Source organism: Pseudomonas sp. Irchel 3E13 (assembly GCF_900187455.1).
GTDB lineage: Bacteria > Pseudomonadota > Gammaproteobacteria > Pseudomonadales > Pseudomonadaceae > Aquipseudomonas.
In genome coordinates this window covers 327,058-346,767 of sequence record NZ_FYDX01000001.1, presented here as the reverse complement: position 1 = coordinate 346,767, position 19,710 = coordinate 327,058, and the positions used below count along the sequence as shown (strand labels likewise).

Here is a 19,710-nt window from a genome sequence, read left to right as displayed (position 1 = left end):
CAATCTTGCTCAGCTCAGGCGTGTTCAATTCAGGGAAGGTGATTGACCACCTGCGGGCGCACGGCGCGGCAGCCGTTGATCTCCACCGCCTTCTTCTGATAGCTGGCGCGCTGGTTCGGGTCCAGGCCGGCGAGCAGGCGATAGACCTCGGCCTGGAAGTCGCGCTGGCGCCCCCATTGCAGCGCCAGTCCCTGCGGTCGCTCGCTCAGGCATTGCAGGCGCACCGCCGGTTGCGGGAAATATCCGGCGTACAGCGAGTCGCGGGTCGGCACCTGCTCCAGCGCCTGGCGGTATTCGGCGCTGTTGCGCAGCTCCGGGCACCAGTTGCCCACTTCCAGCGCCGCCGGGGTAAAGCCCTGGGACAAGCTGGAACGCAGCAGCGGACAGGCCTCGGCCGAAATCTGGTTGACCGGCAGGTGGGTGATGTAATGCAGGGCCAGGCGGTACTCGGCCACCGGGTGATGCAGCAGGGCGGCGCGTTGCAACAGCGCCACCGCCGGTTGCAGGGCCTGGTCCAGCGACTGCACCTTGCGGATCAGTTCCTGATCGTTGGGCGCGGTGTCGGTGGGCAGGGTGTTGCTCTGCGCGTCGGCTTTCTCCAGCAGGGGCAGGGCCTGGCGATACAGCAGGTCGGCGTGGGGATCGATGACGGGATCACCGGCCACGGCCATGACGGGCAGCAGGCACAACAGGGAGAGAAGGGAGCGATCACAACGCACGTGGTAGATCCTTGTGCCCCGTAGGGTGAGGGCGGGAAAAGGCTGGGGCGTGATTCATGGCGATAGGCACTGTCCGTAGTGGATGAAGCATTTCCTTTGAGGGCGCATTCTAGCGGGAGAGGCAGCGCGCCGAAACCCGTCGCACTGTCGCGCCGATAAGGGGCGCTCCGGGCCGGTGGCTCGGGTAGACTCCGTGCCCTTTGAATGAATGTGGTCGAGGAAACACCGGTGCAGGTAGAACAGGGCTTTGTCCTGACCCGTCATTGGCGGGATACGCCGCAAGGCACCCTGGTGGAGTTCTGGCTGGCCACCGAGGCGGGGCCGCGGCGTGTGCGCCTGCCGGCGCAGACGTCGGTGGCCTTCGTTGCGGCGGATCAGCGCGAGCGGCTCGGCGAGCTGCTGCGTGGCGAAAAGGACGTGGAACTGCGCCCGCTGGCGTTGAGGGATTTTGCCCAGCGCCCGGTGCTCGGCCTGTATTGCCGCCAGCACCGGCAACTGATGCAACTGGAAAAACGCCTGCGCGGCGCCGGCATCGAGTTGCTGGAGGCGGATATCCGCCCGCCCGAGCGCTACCTGATGGAGCGCTTCATCACCGCGCCGGTCGATTTCAGCGGCCAGCCCGACCGCGACGGCGTCTGGCTCGACGCCCAACTGAAACCGGCCAACGACTACCGGCCACGGCTGAAACTGGTGTCGCTGGACATCGAGACCAGCGAACGCGGCGAGCTGTATTCGATTGCCCTGGAAGGCTGCGGGCAGCGCCAGGTGTACATGCTCGGCCCGGCCAATGGCGACGCCAGCGGCATCGACTTCCAGCTCGAATGGTGCGACAGCCGCGCCGAACTCCTGCAGCGCCTGAACGGCTGGCTGGCCGAGCACGACCCGGACGCGATCATCGGCTGGAACCTGGTGCAGTTCGACCTGCGTGTTTTGCACGAACACAGCAAGCGCCTGAACGTGCCGCTGCTGTTGGGCCGCGACAGCCAGCCCATGGAATGGCGCGAACACGGCAGCCGCACTCACTACTTTGCCAGCGCCGCCGGGCGGTTGATCATCGATGGCATCGAGTCGCTGCGCTCGGCGACCTGGAGTTTCCCGTCTTTCAGCCTGGAAAACGTCGCCCAGACCCTGCTCGGCGAGGGCAAGGCCATCGACACGCCGTACCAACGCATGGACGAGATCAACCGCATGTTCGCCGAGGACCGCCCGGCGCTGGCCCGCTACAACCTCAAGGACTGCGAACTGGTGACGCGCATCTTCGACAAGACCCGGCTGATGGACTTCCTGCTGGAGCGGTCCACGGTCACGGGTTTGCCGGTGGACCGCAGCGGCGGTTCGGTGGCGGCGTTCTGTCACCTGTACATTCCGCTGATGCACCGCCTGGGCTTTGTCGCACCGAACCTTGGCGGGCGCGAAGGCGAGGCCAGCCCTGGCGGCTTCGTCATGGACTCGCGGCCCGGCCTCTACGAATCGGTGCTGGTGCTGGACTACAAAAGCCTTTACCCATCGATCATCCGCACCTTCCTGATCGACCCGGTGGGCCTGGTGGAGGGCCTGCGCGAACCGGACGACGAACACTCGGTGCCGGGTTTTCGCGAGGCGCGTTTCTCGCGCACGCAGCATTGCCTGCCGGCCATCGTCGAGCGGGTCTGGCAGGGCCGCGAGGCGGCCAAGCGCGACGGCAACGCGCCGTTGTCGCAGGCGCTGAAGATCATCATGAACGCCTTCTACGGCGTGCTCGGTTCCAGCGGCTGCCGCTTCTTCGACCCGCGCCTGGCGTCGTCCATCACCCTGCGCGGGCACGAGATCATGCAGCGCACCCGCAAGCTGATCGAGGCGCGTGGCTACCAGGTGATCTACGGCGACACCGATTCCACCTTCGTCTGGCTCAAGCGCGCCCACGACCAGGACCAAGCCAGCCAGATCGGCCAGACCCTGGTGCGCGAGGTCAATGCCTGGTGGCGCGACCACCTGCGCGAGCAATACGGCCTGGAAAGCGCCCTGGAATTGCAGTACGAAACCCACTACACGCGCTTTCTGATGCCCACCATCCGCGGCGCCGAGGAGGGCAGCAAAAAGCGCTATGCCGGTGTGGTGCAGCGTGCCGATGGCAGTGAAGAGGTGATCTACAAGGGCCTGGAAACGGTGCGCACGGATTGGTCGCCACTGGCCCAGCAGTTCCAGCAGGCGTTGTATTTGCGCATCTTCCGTCGCGAGCCGTATAGGGAATTCGTGCGTGAATACGTGCAACGCACCCTGGCCGGCGAGCTGGATGAGTTGCTGGTGTACCGCAAGCGTCTGCGCCGGCCGCTGGATGACTACCAGCGCAATGTCCCGCCACATGTCCGCGCGGCGCGGCTGGCTGATGATTTCAACGACAGCCTGGGCCGGCCGCGGCAGTACCAGAATGGTGGCTGGATCAGCTACGTCATCACCACCAGTGGCCCGGAACCGCTGGAGGCGCGGCGCAGTCCGATCGACTACGAGCATTACCTGAGCCGCCAGTTGCAGCCGGTGGCGGACGCGATATTGCCGTTCGTGGGGGATGATTTCAGTGGGTTGATTGATCGGCAGATGGGGTTGTTTCAGGACTGAGAGGTTTTGGGGGGCGCATCGTACTGTAGGAGCGAGCTTGCTCGCGATACACACGCCCATCCGCCGCCATCCCAAATCCATCAGCTATCCTTCTGACACCGGAAGTTACTTTTGTCCCGTCCACCAGGTGATTGCGTTCGTTTAGGCTGCGGCCTTCGGATCTTTCCTACAGGTCTGTAGTCATTTGTTACGAGGAAAAAAGAAGGAGAAACACATGCTTGCCCGGTCACTGACCCTCGCCACTCTGCTCGCCATCGCCGCTCCCCTGGTTGTCGCCGATGACGCCCCTCTGGCCCAGGATCTGGGCAAGGCTCGTCCCTTGGTGGTGATAGCCCCCAGTACCGCCGACCCGGTGTTGCGCGGTATCAACGAAGCGCTCAAGGACCCCGCCGCCCAGGCCGGATTCAAGGAGCGCAATCTGGTGCTCTACAGCGTCGCCGGCATGGTCGGCAAGCGTGACGACAAATTCCTTGAGCAGCAGACCACCATGGCGCTGATCCGCGAGCTGTCCCTGGGCGCGCGCAATGGCACCCAGGTGATTCTGGTGGGCAAGGACGGCCAGAAGCACGAAATCAAGCATGACGGCACGCTCGATCCCCAGGAAATCTTCGCCGCAGTGGATGCCTTGCCGGCCGAGGAAAAAGCCATCACCGCGCCGGAACCGGTGCCGGTCGCCGAGACCAAGGCCGGCAAGCCCGCCAAGGCCGGTGAGCCTGCAAAACCGGCCAAGCCGGCCAAACCCCTGCCACCGCCCAAGCCGCTGGACGACTGAGTTCCAGGCCGCTGGAAAACACGGGCCGACGTCATCCTGACGCCGGCCCGTGTTGGTTTCAGTGCAGGATCTGCGCAAGAAAATCCCGCGCCCGCGGGCTGCGCGGTGCATTGAAGAAGGTTTCCGGCGGGGCGTCCTCGATGATCTGTCCGCCGTCGAGGAACAGCACCCGCTGCGCCACCTGACGGGCAAAGCCCATTTCGTGGGTCACACAGAGCATGGTCATGCCGCTGTCGGCCAGCTTCACCAGCACGTCCAGCACTTCGGCAACCATCTCCGGGTCGAGCGCCGAGGTGGGCTCGTCGAACAGCATGATCTTCGGTTTCATGCACAACGCCCGGGCAATCGCCACGCGCTGCTGCTGACCACCGGAAAGCTGGCCGGGGTATTTCGCCGCCTGGCTGGAGATGCCCACTTTGTCCAGGTAGAACTGCGCCAACTCCTCGGCCTGGGCGCGGCTGAGGCCGCGCACGCTCATTGGCGCCAGGGTGCAGTTGTCGAGCACGCTCATGTGCGGGAACAGGTTGAAGTGCTGGAACACCATGCCGATTTCACTGCGCACTTTCGCCGCCGCGCGGCTGTTGCCGGCGAGGTCGGTGTCGTTCACCAGGATCTTGCCGTGTTCGGCGACTTCCAGGCGGTTGATACAGCGGATCAGGGTCGATTTTCCCGAGCCCGAGGGGCCACAAAGGACGATGCGTTCGCCCTCGTGCACCGTCAGGTCGATACCGCGCAGCACGTGGTAGGGACCGTAGTATTTCTCCAGGCCGCTGATATGCACCGCGACGTTGCGCGAGTCGGTGGTCGCTTGCGGGGCGGCGGCAAGGCTGAGTGAGGCGCTCATTATTGTTGTTCTCCGGCGGGTGGGCGGAATTCAGTTGAAACGCTCGGCGCTGTAGGGCGCGGGGTCGGTGAAAGGCTGTTCGCCGGTCATCATCTCGGCCAGCAGGCGACCGCTCACCGGACCCAGCGTCAGGCCGTGGTGAGCATGGCCGAAGTTGAACCAGAGACCGGGGTGGCGGCTGGCCGGACCGATCACCGGACGCATGTCCGGCAGGCACGGGCGGCGACCCAGCCACGGGGTTTCTTCGATGCGTTCACCGAGGGGGAATAGTCCGCGGGCCACGGCCTCGCAACGCTGCAACTGGATCTCGTTGGCGGCGTCAGTGCTGGCGGCGAACTCGATGCCGGTGGTCAGGCGGATGCCTTGTTCCATCGGCGCCAGCACGAAACCGGCTTGGGCGTCGCAGATCGAATGGCTCAGTTGCGCTCCGCCCCGAGCTTTGTAGTGGGCGTGGTAGCCGCGCTTGATTTCCAGCGGAATCCGATAGCCCAGCGGCTTGAACAGCTCGGCGGCCTGCGGGCCGAGGGCGATCACCACTTCAGGGGCAGTGATCGGGCCGCGTCGGCTGTCCACCTGCCACTCGCCGGCGATCTGGCGCAGGCTGCGCGCATCACCGTGGATGAAGTGGCCACCGCGCTGCACGAACAGCGCCGCGTAGCCACGCACCAGGGCGCTCGGGTTGCTCACGGTCTTCGGGTCGAGCCAATGAATGCCGCCCACCGCGCCCTGGGTCAGGTCGGCTTCGCGTTCGTGCAGTTGCCTGCGGTCGAGAATCTCGAAGGCCAGGCCGTAGGCTTTCAGCGCTTCGGCTTCGACCTTGGCCGCCTCGAACGCGGCGTCGTTGCGGTAGACCTCGATCCAGCCGTTGGCCTTGACCAGTGACTGCACGCCGGCCGCCTCGATCAGCGCGTCGTGTTCCTCGACGCAACGCTCCACCAGCGGCAGCATCGCCTGGGTCGCCACGGCCAGCGGCGCGGGCGCGGAGTTGCGCCAGTAGCTCAGCAGCCACGGCGCGGCCTTGGGCAGGTAGCGCCAACTGAAGCGCACGTCGGATTGCTGGTTGAGGCCATAGCGCACCAGTTTCGGCAGCGCGCGCGGGAAGGAATAGGGGATCACGCTGGAGCGCTCGATCAGCCCGGCGTTGCCGTGGCTGGTGCCGCTACCCGGTTCGTCGCGGTCGATCAGGACGACCTTGCGGCCGCGCGCTTGCAGGTGCAGGGCGGTGCTGACGCCGACGATTCCGGCGCCCAGGACGATGGTTTGGCAGTGCATGACAAGGATCCTCTACGGCAAGGGTTCAGCGCAGGTGGCGGCCCAGGCGGGCTTCGATGTGTTTGAGGCTGCGTCGTACGATTTCGACGATCAGCAGGTAGAGCACGGCGGCCCAAAGGTAGATCTGGAAGTCGAAGCTGCGCGAGAAGGCCAGCTTGGTCACGCCCATCAGGTCGTAGATGGTCACCAGCGAGGCAATGGCGCTGGCCTTGATCATCAGGATCAGTTCGTTGCCCAGCGGCCCGATCGCCACCACCAGCGACTGCGGCAGGATCACTTTGAAGAAGGTGGTCGAGCGCTTCAGGCTCAGCGCGCTGGCCGCCTCGTATTGCCCAGGCGCCACGGCCAGCAGGCTGCCGCGGAAGATCTCCGCCTGGTAGGCGGCGGTGTTCAGGGTGAAGGCCAGCAGGGTGCAGAACCAGGCGTCGCGGAAGAACCACCAGAGGCCGACGTCTTGCCAGAAGCCCTTGAACGAACCCAGGCCGTAATACAACAGGAACAGTTGCGCCAGCAGCGGCGAGCCGCGGAAGAAGTACACGTAGGCGGCGCTCAGGCGTTGCAGCGTGAGGCTTTTCGACATCCGCGCCAGGGCCAGGAGCATGCCCAACAGGGCGCCGAGGGTGAAGGAGATCGCCACCAGTTTGGCGGTCACCAGCAGGCCGTCGATAAAGCGCGGGCCATAGCGCTCCAGCAGCTCGGGATTGAGGAACATTGCCAGCAGTTCGTCGAAGCTCATGGACGGGCGCTCCGCAGGTGGCGGCTGAAGTGGTTCTCGATGAAGTGGAAGACCCGGCCCGACAGCGCCGAGAACAGCAGGTAGCAGAGGCAGGCGACGCCGTAGAACAGCATCGGTTCCTTGGTCACGCTGACGGCCAGATTGGTCTGGCGCATCAGGTCGACCAGGGAGATGGTCGAGACCAGCGAGGTGTCCTTGAGCAGCGACAGCCAGTTGTTCGACAGGCCGGGCAGGGCGATGCGCAGCAGTTGCGGGAACACCACCTTGCCGAACGCGGTGCGCTTGCCCAGGCCGAGGGCGGCGCACGCTTCGTACTGGCCCTTGGGCACTGTCTTGAACGCGGCCAGCCAGATTTCGCTGGAGAACGCGGCGAACACCAGGCTGAAGGCGACCATGGCGGCGAGGAAAGTGTTGATCATCACCTCGCCTTCATAGCCCATGGCGGCCAGTATTTTTTGCGCGGCGATCTGGCAGCCGTAGTAGATGATCAGCAGCGTGAGCAATTCCGGCAGACCGCGGAACACCGTGGAAAACACCGTGGCGAAAGCCCGTGGCAGGCGTTTTTTCGAACGCGCGGCGAGGGCGATGCCCAGGCCCAGCGGCAGGCCGATGGGCAGACAGGCGAGGGCCAGCGCCAGGGTCACCAGCGCACCGGCGAGCAACGCCTGACCCCAGCCGCCGCTGGCGAAGGAGAGGAGTGACAAATGTTCGAGCATGGGCGAAGCCTCGGGAAGGGGCAGTCTTGAGGGCCGCTATCGCGAGCAAGCTCGCTCCTACAGGGAGGGGGAGAAAGGTGTAGGAGCGAGCTTGCTCGCGATAAGGCCGTAAGCAGCCCTAAACGGTCACTGGTAGATATCGAAGTCGAAGTACTTGCCCGCGATCTTCTGATACGTCCCGTCCGCCACGATGGCATCCAGCGCCTTGTTCAGCCGCTCGCGCAGGGCTTCGTCTTCCTTGCGCACGGCAATCGATGCGTCGGCGCGGGTGCCGTCGACATCGCCGAGGGTCTTGCAGCAGTCCTTGCCGGCCTTGCCCAGCCATTCCAGCAGCGGGAATTTATCGGCGATCACGCCGTCGAGGCGGCCGGCGGCGAGGTCGGCGTTGGCTTCGTCCAGGGTCGGGTACAGCTTCACATCGGCACCGGCCTTGCCGTACACGTCTTCGGCATAGATGGCCTGGGTCGAAGAGGCCTGGGCGCCGACGGTGTAGCCCTTGAACTTGGTCTGGGCGTCGGTGATTTCGCTGTCTTTCGGTACGGCGACCGACAGCGGGGTGCGGTAGTAGTGGTTGGTGAAGGCGATCTTCTTGCGCCGTTCCTCGGTGTTGATCATCGACGCCACCACCGCGTCGTACTTACGCGCGATCAGGGCCGGGATGATGCCTTCCCAGTCCTGGGCGACCACGGTGCATTCGACTTTCATCTGCTCGCACAGGGCCTTGGCGATATCGACGTCGAAGCCGTGCAGGTTGTTGTCCGAATCAACGTAGTTGAAGGGCGGGTAGGCACCTTCCGTGGCGATCTTCAGGGTTTCGGCCTGGGCCGACGTGATGCCGGCCAGCAGCAATGCGCAGGCCCCTGCGAAGCGAAGAACAGGTTTCATGTGACACCTCGATCTGTAGTTGCACTCTCTTGCTATTGTTTTGCCGTTGACGTGTAGCCAACGAACTCGTTGTGTAGAGCGGCAGTTGCGTCCAAGCGTTTTTCAACATCAGGCCCGAGCTTCTTGCAGACCTCGTTGACCATCAGGTGAGCCCACGACAGCATCGTCGCGGTGGACTCCCAGAACAGGTTGAACTGGGTGGGAATGCGGAACACCTCGTCGGCATTCGCATCGGCCCAATCACAGAAGGTGTCGGTAACCAGTGTTACCGGGATGCCCGCCTCGCGTGCCTTGTGACACAGCAGCAAGGCATGGCGGGAATAACGCCGCGCCTCGAACACCACCAGCGCGCAGTGCGCCGGATCGCCCAGCAGGACTTCGCCGAAATGCCCGGCGCTGCCGTCCACCACCTGCACGCCGTCGCGCAGGTATTGCAGCAGGTGGGCCATGCAGTGGGCGATGCCGCGCTCGGTCTGAAAGCCCGCGACGAACACCCGCGGACGCTGCGCCAGGCGCGTGGCGACACGGTCCCACTCGGCGGTGCGGCTGTATTCGTAAACCCGCACCAGCGCGGCGACTTCCAGTTCCAGGCTGCGGCTGCGGTCTTCGCGGTCGTCGCTGGAGTGTTGGCGGAATTCTTGCAACCGATCGCCCACCAGCCAGGGGCCGTCACCGAGGTCGTCCTTCAAGTCCTGCTTGAGTGCCTTGAGGTGCTCGTAGCCCAGCGAGCGGCAGAAGCGCCCGACGCTGGATTCGCTGACGCCGACCTTCTCCGCAAGGCTGGCGGAGGTTTCGAACGGCAGATCGGTGAGGTGGGCGAGCATGTAGGTGGCGATCTTGCGCCCCGAGGCCGACGCATTGGGCAGGCTGCTTTCCAGGCGTTGCTTGATGGGTTGGCTCACGGGCGATGCTCGATGACGGCTGCGGTGGAAGAGAAAATGAATGTTTTCTGTCATCAAGTCAATATTTGACAGCTAACTGTCAAAAAGAGGAAAGTCCGCTCACTGCCATCCCTGTTGCCCAGTCCAATTCCAATCATCGGAGCTACAGAATGTCCGCACCTGCCACACAGATTCCCTTCAACGAACTGGAAACCCTGCTGCAGCGCATTTTCGTGCGTCACGGCACCAGCGAGGCGGTGGCTCGCGCGCTGGCATTCAACTGCGCCAGCGCCCAGCGCGACGGCGCCCACAGCCATGGCGTGTTCCGTATTCCCGGCTATGTCTCGACCCTCGCCAGCGGCTGGGTCAATGGCCAGGCCGTGCCGAAGGTCGAGGATGTGGCCAGTGGTTACATCAGCGTCGATGCCGGCGGCGGCTTCGCCCAGCCGGCGCTGGCTGCGGCCCGCGAGTTGCTGGTGAGCAAGGCGCGCAGTGCCGGCATCGCGGTGTTGGCGATCCATAACTCGCACCACTTCGCCGCCTTGTGGCCGGATGTCGAGCCGTTCGCCGACGAAGGTCTGGTGGCGCTGAGCGTGGTCAACAGCATGACCTGCGTGGTGCCGCAGGGCGCCGAGCGGCCGTTGTTCGGGACCAACCCGATCGCCTTTGCCGCGCCGTGCGCGGGCGGGGCGCCGATTGTCTTCGACATGGCCACCAGCGCCATCGCCCACGGCGATGTGCAGATTGCTGCGCGCAAAGGCGAATTGCTGCCCGAAGGCATGGGCGTCGATCGCCTCGGCCAGCCGACCCGCGACCCCGCGGCGATCCTCGACGGCGGCGCGCTGCTGCCGTTCGGTGGGCACAAGGGCTCGGCGCTGTCGATGATGGTGGAGTTGCTGGCGGCGGCGCTGACTGGCGGCAATTTCTCCTTCGAGTTCGACTGGTCGCAGCACCCCGGCGCCAAGACGCCGTGGACCGGGCAATTGCTGATCGTCATAGACCCGCGTTTGGCTCAGGGCGAGCGCTTCGCCGAGCGCAGCCGCGAACTGGTGCGGCAGATGGAAGCGGTGGGCGTCACCCGCCTGCCGGGCGAGCGCCGCTTCCACGAGCGGGAGAAATCAGCGCGGGAGGGTGTGAGCCTGACGCGGGAGGAGCTGGAGCAGTTGCAGGCGTTGAGCTGAGACCGGCTCAAGGCGTGCGGTTAGATATTGCCGACGCCGCCGTCCACCAACAACTCGGTCCCGACCACGAACGACGACTCATCCGACGCCAGGAACACCGCCGCCTGGGCCAGCTCCCATGGCTTGCCCAGTCGCCCGAGCGGCACCAGTTGGCGGATGCTGTCGCGCAGGGCCTGTTCTTCTTCCGGCGGCAGGCCAAGCTTGCCGAGGGCGGCGGTGTCGGTAGGGCCAGGACTCAGGCCGTTGACCCGGATGCCGCGGCCGATCAATTCGCCCGACAGGGTTCGTGCCAGCGACAACAGCCCGGCCTTGCTGGCGGCGTAGGCGCTGCTTTGCGCCAGGCCGATACGGGCGCTGACCGAGCCGCAGAGGATCACCGAAGACGGATCATGCAGCAGCGGCAGCAGGGCCTGGATCAGGAAGAACGGGCCTTTGAGGTTGGTGTCCTGCTGGCGGTCCCAGGTGGCTTCGTCCCAATCTTGCAGCGGGCGGTGAGTAACGTCGCCGGCGTTGATGAACAGCACGTCCAGACGCGGCCAGTGTTGTGCGAGGGTGTCGGCGACGCGGCGTTGCCCGGCGATATCACCGGCGTCGCTTTCGATCAGCAACACCTCGTCGCCGAGGGCGTCGCCGGCCAGGCGCAGGGCCTCGGCACTGCGTCCGGTGATCGCCACCCTGGCGCCCTGGGCGAGAAACTGCCGCGCGGTTTCCAGGCCGATGCCGCCCGTGCCGCCGGTGATCAGGGTGTATTTTTCTTTGAGTCTGCTCATTGAAATGGCCTTTGCCGAGGGGAGTCTGAGGGCCGCTACAGCGGCCCGGATCGCTTAAACCGAATCAACGCTGGCAAGCGGCCGTGCCCGGTTCACCAGCACGACCAACCCCAGCAACACCAGGCCGCTGGCTGCGGCCAGCAGCACCATGGTGTCCTGGTAGCCGGAAACGAAAGCGCTGCCGCTGTGCTGGAACAACGCCGCCGTAATCGCCAGGCCCAAGGCGCCGGCGAGGTTGTGAAACGTCCACGACATGCCCATCGCCACCCCGGCATCCTGCGCCGGCACCGAGGCCATCGCCGCCACGGTGGACGGTCCGAGAATGCACGCCCAGCCCGCGCCCATCAGGGCGAAGGCGGCGATCACCAGCGGCCAGGCACTGTCGCTGGCGAAGCGCGTTTGCAGCAGCGCCGAGGCCGCCAGCAACACAAAACCGGCCAGCAACACCGGCCGCGTGCCATGGCGATCCGCCCAGCGTCCGGCCCAGGGCGACAGCAGCGCCAGTACCGCGGTGGTGGGCAGCAGCAACAGGCCGACGCTGGCGGCATCGAGGCCGCGCACATCCGCCAGGTACAACGGCATCAGCAAGAAGGCCGGGCAGTAGAAAAAGGCCAGCCCGCCTGTTGCCAGGCAGGCACCGGTGAAGGCCGGTCTGGCCAGGAAATCGAAACGCAGCAGCGGCGCCGGCACACGCCGCTCGGTCCACACCAGCAGCCCCGAGAGCAACAGCGCCAGGCCGAACAGCCCCAGCACCGACGGCGATGACCAGCCCCAATTGCCGCCGTGCACCAGCAGCAAGACCCACAGCGGCAGGCTCAGGCTGAGCAACGCCAGGCCGGGCAGGTCGAGGCGTTGGCCGTCGCCCTCGGCGGCGGATTCGCGCACATGGCGCCAGCACAGCAGCAGGCCGATGGCGATCAGCGGCACATTCAGCAAAAACACCCAACGCCAGCCGAGCGTCGCCACCAGCAAACCGCCGGCCACCGGCCCGATCGCCAGACCGAGGCCGTTGGCGCTGAACAGCAGACCGATGGCACGACCACGCCGCGCCTCATCGAAAGCGTTGCTGACAATCGCACTGGACGCGGTGTACAGCACCGCGCAAGACAGCCCTTGCACCACGCGCCAGAACACCAGCGCCGCGAGGCTGTGACTGAGCCCGGCGGCCAGCGAGGCGAGGCCGAACAGCAGCATCGCGGCGAGCATCAAGCGACGGCGCCCGAACAGATCGGCCAGCCGCCCGGCGCTGACCATGAACGTGGACAGGGCCATGACGAAGGCGGTGATCAGCCATTGGGATTGTTGCAGGCCGATGCCCAGTTCCTGGCTCAGGGCGGGCAGGGCGGTGTTGACGATGGTGAAGTCGATGCAGCCGAGGAAACTGGCAATGGCCACCCCGGTGAGGGCCAGCCACGGATTGGGCGAGGGTACGGCGGAGGACATCAGACAATCCTTTGCGACGAAGGGCAGGTGGGGACGATAGGCGGCGGGGGGCGGGGTTGTGAAAGACTTTTCGGGCCTAAGCTTAGGTAGCTACGCATCTCGGGACTGTCTTGAGACCATGAAGTGCCAGTCAGGGAATTGGGTAATGGCGACCAGGTGCTAGCCGACAGGTTTTCAGCGTTCTCAAGATCGAGCGCCGCCCGCGCGGCGCATCGCGGATGAATCCGCTCCTACATTTTTTGCAACGTGCCATGGCCTGTCAGAGAGGTGTTGCCCGCCTTTGCCTTTTGGCGATGAATCGCTGGGAGGCTGTCGTACAAACAAGGCAGTCAACCATGGCCTGGCAGACATAGGCACGTTACAACCAATGTAGGAGCGAGCTTGTCGGGGCGCCGAACCGTCGCGATGCGCCGCGCGGGCGGCGCTCGATCTTGAGAGCGCTGAAAAACTTCAGGCATGCGCCTGGTAGCCATTACTCGGTCTTTTGACGGAGAGCCCGAACCTCACAACCCCGCCACCTGCAACTCCCGCCCCCGCAACGGCAATAACTGCCCCGGCATATCCTCCAGCAACCGCCGCGTGTAATCGCTCGCCGGCCTTTCGAACACTTGCTCGGTCGGTCCGTGATCCACCAGTCGGCCCTGGCTCATTACCAGCACCTGATCGCTGATGCCGCGCACGGTGGCGAGGTCGTGGGAGATGAACAGGTAGGTCAGGCCGAGGTCGCGTTGCAGGTGTTGCAGCAGGTCCAGCACTTGCGCCTGGACCGGCGCATCCAGCGCCGACAGCGGCTCGTCCAGCACCAGCAATTCAGGCTCGGCGGCAAGGGCGCGGGCGATGGCGACGCGCTGGCGCTGGCCACCGGAAAGCTGGCCAGGACGACGGTGCAGCAGGTTACCCGGCAGGCCGACCCGCTCCAGCAGTTCCAGCACGCGCTCGCGGTCATCGCGGCGCTGGCCGATGGCGAAGGCGCGCAACGGTTCGCTGATGATGTCCAGCAGGTCGTGCCGTGGGTCGAGGGCGGCCCACGGGTTCTGGTAGACCAGTTGCACCCGTCGCCGATAGCCGTGCAGTTGCCTGCGCCCGGCGCCGAGGATTTCCTCGCCGTCGAAGCGCACGCTGCCGGCGCTGGCCTGTTCCAGGGCGAGGATGATCCGCGCCGTGGTGGATTTGCCCGAGCCGGACTCACCCACCAGGCTGGTGGTGGTGCCTCGTTGCAGGCTGAAGCTGACGTCCTCCACCGCCGCCGGTCCGTGGCGGTTGAAGCGCCGTTGCAGGCTGCTGACCTGCAACAGCGGCTCGCCCGCTGCCACGGCGGGCGCCGAGCGTCGTTGTTGCAGTCGCGCCAGGGGCGAGGCCTGGAGCAACTGGCGGGTGTAGGGGTGTTCCGGCGCATGCCACAACTGGCTCGGCGTGCCGCTTTCCAGCAGGCGGCCATGGCGCATCACCAGGATGCGGTCGGCACGGTCGAGCGCCACCGCCAGGTCATGGGTGATCAGCAGCAGGCTGCTGCCGCGTTCGCGCACCAGGTGTTGCAGGCGGTCGAGAATCTGCCGTTGCACGCTGACGTCGAGGGCACTGGTGGGTTCGTCGGCGATCAGCAGTGGCGGGTCGTTGGCCAGGGCGATGGCGATCAGCACCCGCTGGCACATGCCGCCAGATAATTCATGGGGGTAGCGCTTGAGCAATTGCTCGGGATCTTTCAGGCCGACCTGATGCAGCAGCGCCACACCGCGCAGGCGCGCTTCGGTCTTGGCCACGCCGTGCACGGTCATGGCTTCGACAAGCTGGGCGCCGATGGTCTTGACCGGGTCCAGCGAGGTGCCCGGGTCTTGCGGGACGAAGCCGACCAGACGGCCGCGCCGCTCGCGCCAGTCGTGTTCGTCGAGCTGGTCGAGGGCCTGGCCTTGCAGCCATAACTGGCCGGTCTGTTGCACACCGGGCGGCAGCAAGCCGGCCAGCGCGGCGGCAGTGGTGGATTTGCCCGAGCCAGACTCCCCCACCAGGCAGACGATTTCGCCGGCGGCGATTTCCAGGTCCAGTCCTGCCACGGCGGCCTGCTGGCTGCCGGGGTATTCCACGCCGAACTGGCTGATGCGAACCAGTGGGGTGCTCATGAGGCTTCTCCCTGAAGACGTTGCAGGCCGCGGGCCAGTTGCTGAGTGGCGAGGACCACGGTGGCCACCACCAGCCCCGGCAGGGTGGTGTACCACCAGGCCACCACCATGTAGTTGCGCCCTTCGGCGATCAGCAGGCCCCATTCCGGTTGCGGCGGCGGCGCGCCGAAACCGAGGAAGCTCAGCGCCGACACCGCCAGTACGGCGCTGGCGAATTCCAGCGCGGCCAAGGCCAGCAGCGGTCCGGCGGCGTGGGGCAGGACATGCCGCCAGAGGTTGGTCCAGGAGCCGACACCGGCCACCCGCGCCGCTTCGACAAAGGTCCGGCTGCGCCAGCGCAGCACTTCGCCACGGGCCAGGCGGGCGAAGATCGCCACCGACGACAGACCCACCGCCAGGGCGATTTCCAGGGTGCCGAAGCCCAGCGCGGTGACGATGGCCATCGCCAGCAGCAGCGCCGGGATCGCCATCAGCACTTCGACAATGACCGCCAGCACGCGGTCGGCGACGCCGCCGAACCAGCCGGCGATACCGCCCAGCAGGCTGCCGGCGACCAACGCGATCAGCACGGCGATGCTGGTGGCTTGCAACGACAGCGCCGCGCCATGCACGGAGCGGGCGTAGAGGTCGCGGCCGAGGTGGTCGGTGCCGAACCAGTGGCGGGCGGAAGGGGCTTGCAGGGTCTGGGTCGGGTCGGCCAGCAGCGGGTCGGCGCTGGTAAACAGGCCGGGCCAGAAGGCCCAGCCGAGGACCACCGCGAACAGCGCCAGGCTCAGCGCCACGGACAGTCCGGGCCAGCGCAGCGGGCGGCTGGCGGCGTAGGCGGGTTGCAGGATCATGAACGGCTCCCTTGGCGGATGCGCGGGTCGAGCAGCGGGTACAGCAGATCGGTGGCCAGGTTGGTCAGCACATACAGGGTCGCGGCCAGCAGCACCACGCCCTGGACCACGGCGATGTCCTGGCTGGCGACGGCGGCCTGGGCCAGGCGCCCGACGCCGTCGCGGGAGAACACGGTTTCGGTGACCACCGCGCCGGCCAGCAGGTTGCCGAGCAAGGTGCCGGCCAGGCTCAACAGGGGAATCGAAGCGTTGTGCAGGATGTGCCCGCAAAGCAGGCGCCAGGGACCGACGCCTTTGCTGCGCAGGGCCTGGACGAAAGGCTGCTGGCTGACGCTGGCGATCGAGCGGCCGAGCACCTGGGCGATCATCGCCGCGCAGGGCAGGGCCAGGGTCACTGCCGGCAGCACCAGACTGGCGAGGCCGTGGTCGCCCATCGCCGGCAGCCAATGCAGCTTGAAGGAGAACAGTTGCAGCAGCACCAGCCCGACCCAGAAGGTCGGCAGCGAGACGACCACCGCCGGCGCATTGTGCAGCGCGCTCTGCAATGGCTGCCGCCGCACCTGATGCGCCGCCAGCGCCAGGCCGATGCCCAGCGGCACCGCCAGCAATAGCGCGGCGAAGGCCAGCGCCAGCGTTGCCGGCAATGCCGCGGCCAGGGCCTGGGCCACCGGCTTGCCGGTTTGCAGCGAGGTGCCGAGGTCCAGGTGCAGCAACCGCCACAGCGCGCCGCCGTACTGCTGCCAGAGACTCCCGTCGAGGTGATAGCGGGCGCGCAGCTCGGCGACCTTGGCCGGGTCCACCGCGCCCGGCTCGCCGCTCTGGGCCAGCAGGATCGCCACCGGATCACCCGGCAGTGCGTAGAGGATGGCGAACGACAGGGTGAACGCCGCCCACAGCACCAGCGCCGCCTGGGCCACGCGCCAGAGCAGTGCGCGGTGGTTGGTCTGGAAGGTCATCGGTCAGTGGCTCCCCGGTTGTGCCAGCCAGGTGTCGTAAAACTGCAGGCGGGTCGAGGCCTCGTAATGCAGGCCGTGAACGATGTCGCGGAACGCGGTCACCGTGGCCGCTTCCACCAGCGGAATCACATGGCCCTGGTCGAGCAGCTCGGCGCTGGCCTGCTGGATCAGCGCGCCGCGTTTCTGCGGATCGAGGCTGGCCGCCGAGTCCAGCAGCGTCTGGTCCAGCGGGGCCGGGCCGCGGACGTTGACGTTGCGCCCGCTGGAGAGGAACACGGTGCGCAGCACGTCCGGGTCGGCGCGGGTCAGGTTGAAGAACCACAGTTCGTAGTTGAGCGAGGTCTGCAACAGGCTGACCTGGCCGATGGTGGACTTGTTCAGGCGCAGCTCGACGCCGGCCTGACGCAGTTGCTGCTGCACCAGTTCCAGCACCGGGGTGGTCGCCTGCCAGTAGTCGAGGGCGAAGCTCAGGCGCTTGCCGTCACGCTGGCGCCAGCCATCGGCGCCCTTGTTCCAGCCGGCGGCATCGAGCAGTTTGCCGGCGCCTTGCGGGTCGTAGGCGAGCTGGGCGCTGAGGTCCTGGTAATACGGCGTGCTGCTGGCCAGCACCGAACTGGCCGGTTTCTGGTAGCGGGAAATCACGCCCTTGAACTGGCTGCGGTCGATGGCTTGGTTCAGTGCCCGGCGCACGTTCACGTCATCCAGCGGCGGGCGGGATTCGTTGGGCGTCAGGCTGAAGACGATGCCGGGGTTGGGCCGGGCGATGGAGGGAATGCCCTGGCTGTCCAGCACCGCTTCGTCCTGCACCGGCACGCTGGTGTTCACGTCGATCTGCGCGGACACCAGGCTGCCGAGGCGCACGCCGGATTCCGGCAGGATGTGGAACTCGATGGCGTCCAGCCAGGCGCGGCCCTTGTGTTGCGCCAGGGACGACGGCCAGGCGTAGTCGGCGCGGGCCTCGATGCGCACCAGCTTGTTGTGCTCGAAGCTCTTCACCGTGAACGGCCCGGAACCGACCAGCGCGCCCTGGCAACGTTCCTCGGCGCTGCGCTTGAGGGTGGCGGGCGACAGCAGCCCCAGGCTCATGGTCGAGCTGGCCTGAAGGAACTGCGCGTTGGCCTGCTTGAAGCTGATCCGCACGCTCAGCGGCCCGGTCACCTCGACGGCGTCCAGCCCGGCCAGGTAAGTCCCGGCCAGTTGCGCCTGGGCGCCGAGGGCGACGATGGCCTCGACGTTGGCCTTGACCGCCGCCGCGTCGAGCACGCTGCCGTCGGCGAACGTCGCGCCCTCGCGCAGGTGGAAGGTGAACTGCCGCGAGTCGTCGCTGACCTCCCAGCGCTCTGCCAGCCACGGCACGATCTCGGCGGTTTGCGGGTCCTGGTCGGTCAGCGAGTCCACCAGTTGCCGGCCGACATTGAGCGCGGTGTTGTTGCCTGCCTGTTGCGGGTCGATGCAGTTCGGATCGCCGTCGAAGGCCACCCGCAACACGCCGCCCACCTTGGGCTGCGCGGGGGCGCCGGAGTTGGCCTGCTGCCCGGATGGGTTATCGCAGCCGGCGAGGGCCAGGGCGATTGCCAGGCTTAGTGAAGCCAAGGGTCGAGACATGGGCGCTCCTTAAAAGAACCGGTTGGTGCGATACGGCAAACCGAGGTTTTCCCGCAGCGTGGTGCCGGCGTATTCGCGCTGGAACAGGCCACGGCGTTGCAGCTCCGGCACCACGCCGTCGACGAAGTCGTCGATCGCCGAGTGCAGGCCGCTGAACATGATGTTGAAGCCATCGGCGGCGCCGGCTTCGTACCAGGCCTGAAGGTCGTCGGCGATGCTTTGCGGGGTGCCGATCAGGATGCGATGCCCGCCGGAGGTGAGCTGGTTGAACAGTTGGCGCACGGTCGGCCGTTCGCGGCGGATCAGGTCGAACACCAGTTTCTGCCGGCTCTGGTGGGTGTTGGTGGTGAAGGATTCCGGCGGCAGCGGCACCACCTCGTCGAACGGCAGTTCGGAGAGGTCGTAACCGAGGCTGACGAATTTCGAGATGGAGCTGAGAAACGCCTTGGGCTCCAGCAGCTCTTGCTGGCGGTCGTATTTGGCCTGGGCTTCGGCGAGGGTCTTGCCCACCACCGGCGAGACGCCGGGGAGGATTTTCAGCTCGTTGGCGCCGCGCCCGAAGCCGGCGGCGGCGAGCTTGGTTTCCTGGTAGAAGGCCTGGCCCTGCTCGATGGTGTGCTGGGCGGTGAAGATCAGTTCGCCGACCCGCGCGGCGAGGCGCTTGCCGGAGGTCGAGGCGCCGGCCTGGGCCACCACCGGATGACCCTGTGGCGAGCGCGAGACGTTGAGCGGGCCGCGCACCTGGAAGTGCTCGCCCTGATAGTCGAGAACATGCAGCTTGTCGATGTCCAGCCAGGTGCCGCTGGCCTTGTCCTGGACGAAGGCGTCGTCGGCCCAGCTATCCCACAGGCCGCTGACCACGTCGTAGAACTCTTCGGCGCGGGCGTAGCGGTCTTCGTGATCGACGTGGTCCTGGCGGTTGAAGTTTTCGCCGCCGCCCAGCGAGGTGACCAGGTTCCAGCCGGCGCGACCGCCGCTGAGGTGGTCCAGCGCGGCGTATTTGCGCGCCACGTTGTAGGGCTCGTTGTAGGTGGTGCTGGCGGTGGCGATCAGGCCGATATGGCGGGTGCTTGCGGCCAGCGCCGGGGCCAGGATCAGCGGGTCCCAGCGCACGCTGTTGGGGCCGCGCTGCAAGGCCAGGTCGAGTTTGACGTCGAGGGTGTCGTTGAAAAACAGCGAGTGAAAGCGCCCGGCTTCCAGCTTGCGGGCGATGTACTGGTAATGCTCCAGGCTCTTGAACGTGTCCAGCGGCGCTTCCGGCAGGCGCCAGGCGCTGCCGCTGAGGGTGCCGGGGATAAAGGCGCCGAGGACGAAGGGTGCGTGACTCATGGGGTGTTCCTCCGGGCGCCCGCGCCACTGCGCGAGCGCCGCTTGCGTGG

At 66.4% G+C, this 19,710-nt stretch carries 17 protein-coding genes; 3 read left to right on the top strand and 14 right to left on the bottom strand.

Annotated features, from left to right (window positions below):
* Positions 1-29: 29 nt before the first annotated feature.
* Complete coding sequence (locus tag CKW37_RS01500) at positions 30-671, bottom strand: hypothetical protein (RefSeq protein ID WP_095153837.1); 642 nt, start codon at positions 669-671, stop codon at positions 30-32.
* Positions 672-947: 276 nt separating this feature from the next.
* On the opposite strand from CKW37_RS01500, the gene CKW37_RS01495 reads away from it, so the two are divergent.
* On the top strand, positions 948-3,314 hold the full coding sequence (locus tag CKW37_RS01495) for a DNA polymerase II (RefSeq protein ID WP_095153663.1): 2,367 nt from the start codon (positions 948-950) through the stop codon (positions 3,312-3,314).
* 214 nt (positions 3,315-3,528) lie between these two features.
* Positions 3,529-4,086: a DUF4174 domain-containing protein gene (locus tag CKW37_RS01490; RefSeq protein ID WP_095153662.1), complete on the top strand. Its 558-nt coding sequence runs from the start codon at positions 3,529-3,531 to the stop codon at positions 4,084-4,086.
* 58 nt (positions 4,087-4,144) lie between these two features.
* Here CKW37_RS01490 and CKW37_RS01485 read toward each other — a convergent pair whose 3' ends face one another.
* The 6 genes from CKW37_RS01485 to CKW37_RS01460 all read right to left on the bottom strand — a co-directional run bounded on the left by CKW37_RS01485 (position 4,145) and on the right by CKW37_RS01460 (position 9,441).
* Positions 4,145-4,930 carry an amino acid ABC transporter ATP-binding protein gene (locus CKW37_RS01485; RefSeq protein WP_095153661.1) on the bottom strand — a complete coding sequence of 262 codons (786 nt, stop codon included), beginning with the start codon at positions 4,928-4,930 and terminating at the stop codon, positions 4,145-4,147.
* A 30-nt stretch (positions 4,931-4,960) separates the two neighbouring features.
* Positions 4,961-6,202 (bottom strand): FAD-binding oxidoreductase, encoded by a 1,242-nt coding sequence (locus CKW37_RS01480; protein WP_095153660.1) that lies wholly within the window; start codon positions 6,200-6,202, stop codon positions 4,961-4,963.
* Positions 6,203-6,227: 25 nt separating this feature from the next.
* Positions 6,228-6,938, bottom strand: a complete 711-nt coding sequence (locus CKW37_RS01475) for an ABC transporter permease (RefSeq protein ID WP_095153659.1) — start codon at positions 6,936-6,938, stop codon at positions 6,228-6,230.
* The gene (locus tag CKW37_RS01470; protein WP_095153658.1) at positions 6,935-7,654 is read right to left on the bottom strand and encodes an ABC transporter permease; all 720 of its coding nucleotides are present in this window, start codon (positions 7,652-7,654) and stop codon (positions 6,935-6,937) included. Before CKW37_RS01470 ends, CKW37_RS01475 begins: the two co-directional genes overlap by 4 nt.
* A gap of 126 nt (positions 7,655-7,780) precedes the next feature.
* Positions 7,781-8,539 (bottom strand): transporter substrate-binding domain-containing protein, encoded by a 759-nt coding sequence (locus CKW37_RS01465; RefSeq protein ID WP_095153657.1) that lies wholly within the window; start codon positions 8,537-8,539, stop codon positions 7,781-7,783.
* A 32-nt stretch (positions 8,540-8,571) separates the two neighbouring features.
* The gene (locus CKW37_RS01460; protein ID WP_095153656.1) at positions 8,572-9,441 is read right to left on the bottom strand and encodes a MurR/RpiR family transcriptional regulator; all 870 of its coding nucleotides are present in this window, start codon (positions 9,439-9,441) and stop codon (positions 8,572-8,574) included.
* Positions 9,442-9,590: 149 nt separating this feature from the next.
* Between CKW37_RS01460 and CKW37_RS01455 the strand changes: the two genes are divergently transcribed.
* Positions 9,591-10,601 carry an Ldh family oxidoreductase gene (locus CKW37_RS01455; RefSeq protein ID WP_095153655.1) on the top strand — a complete coding sequence of 337 codons (1,011 nt, stop codon included), beginning with the start codon at positions 9,591-9,593 and terminating at the stop codon, positions 10,599-10,601.
* A gap of 20 nt (positions 10,602-10,621) precedes the next feature.
* On the opposite strand, the gene CKW37_RS01450 is transcribed toward CKW37_RS01455, so the two are convergent.
* The 7 genes from CKW37_RS01450 to CKW37_RS01420 all read right to left on the bottom strand — a co-directional run bounded on the left by CKW37_RS01450 (position 10,622) and on the right by CKW37_RS01420 (position 19,660).
* Positions 10,622-11,371, bottom strand: a complete 750-nt coding sequence (locus CKW37_RS01450; RefSeq protein ID WP_095153654.1) for an SDR family oxidoreductase — start codon at positions 11,369-11,371, stop codon at positions 10,622-10,624.
* A gap of 54 nt (positions 11,372-11,425) precedes the next feature.
* On the bottom strand, positions 11,426-12,814 hold the full coding sequence (locus tag CKW37_RS01445; RefSeq protein WP_095153653.1) for an MFS transporter: 1,389 nt from the start codon (positions 12,812-12,814) through the stop codon (positions 11,426-11,428).
* Positions 12,815-13,317: 503 nt separating this feature from the next.
* Positions 13,318-14,931, bottom strand: coding sequence for an ABC transporter ATP-binding protein (locus CKW37_RS01440; protein WP_095153652.1), 1,614 nt, complete (start codon positions 14,929-14,931; stop codon positions 13,318-13,320).
* The gene (locus CKW37_RS01435; protein ID WP_095153651.1) at positions 14,928-15,770 is read right to left on the bottom strand and encodes an ABC transporter permease; all 843 of its coding nucleotides are present in this window, start codon (positions 15,768-15,770) and stop codon (positions 14,928-14,930) included. Before CKW37_RS01435 ends, CKW37_RS01440 begins: the two co-directional genes overlap by 4 nt.
* Complete coding sequence (locus CKW37_RS01430; RefSeq protein WP_095153650.1) at positions 15,767-16,726, bottom strand: ABC transporter permease; 960 nt, start codon at positions 16,724-16,726, stop codon at positions 15,767-15,769. Before CKW37_RS01430 ends, CKW37_RS01435 begins: the two co-directional genes overlap by 4 nt.
* A gap of 3 nt (positions 16,727-16,729) precedes the next feature.
* Complete coding sequence (locus CKW37_RS01425; RefSeq protein WP_095153649.1) at positions 16,730-18,331, bottom strand: ABC transporter substrate-binding protein; 1,602 nt, start codon at positions 18,329-18,331, stop codon at positions 16,730-16,732.
* A 9-nt stretch (positions 18,332-18,340) separates the two neighbouring features.
* Complete coding sequence (locus tag CKW37_RS01420; RefSeq protein ID WP_095153648.1) at positions 18,341-19,660, bottom strand: LLM class flavin-dependent oxidoreductase; 1,320 nt, start codon at positions 19,658-19,660, stop codon at positions 18,341-18,343.
* Positions 19,661-19,710 lie beyond the last annotated feature (50 nt).